Genomic DNA, 345 nt, shown 5'->3' on the forward strand with positions numbered 1-345 from the left:
TCACTAGATGTCACCACGATAGATTTCACAATGTCTTCGTTCAGCGTGTGGTCGAGATTGCGGTTGGGCTCAAAGCGCACTTCGCCTTGAAGCGTGATGAATAGTTCGCCTTCAGTAAAACTGAATTGCTGTTCACCATTGTCATTCTGATCAAGGGTTCGTAGTTGACCGTCATAAGTAAACTGAGTAATCGTCGCGCCATCAGCACTCTGATTTTGCATCACATCAATGGTGTTAGTTGTTACCGTACCATCTGCAAGATTGGGCTCGACGATATCTAACGCACTATCTTGCATGATTTGAACATCATCACCGATAGTGACATTTAACGGAGACATCAGTGAA

1 protein-coding gene is annotated in these 345 nt (G+C 44.3%); it reads right to left on the reverse strand.

Going from position 1 to position 345, the window contains the following annotated elements:
- A partial coding sequence (locus AB4167_RS03310) for a hypothetical protein (RefSeq protein ID WP_372136129.1) occupies nucleotides 1-345 on the reverse strand: 345 nt, incomplete at both ends.

It is taken from the genome of Vibrio sp. 10N.286.49.E11 (assembly GCF_041469505.1).
Taxonomy (GTDB): Bacteria; Pseudomonadota; Gammaproteobacteria; order Enterobacterales; family Vibrionaceae; genus Vibrio; species Vibrio crassostreae_C.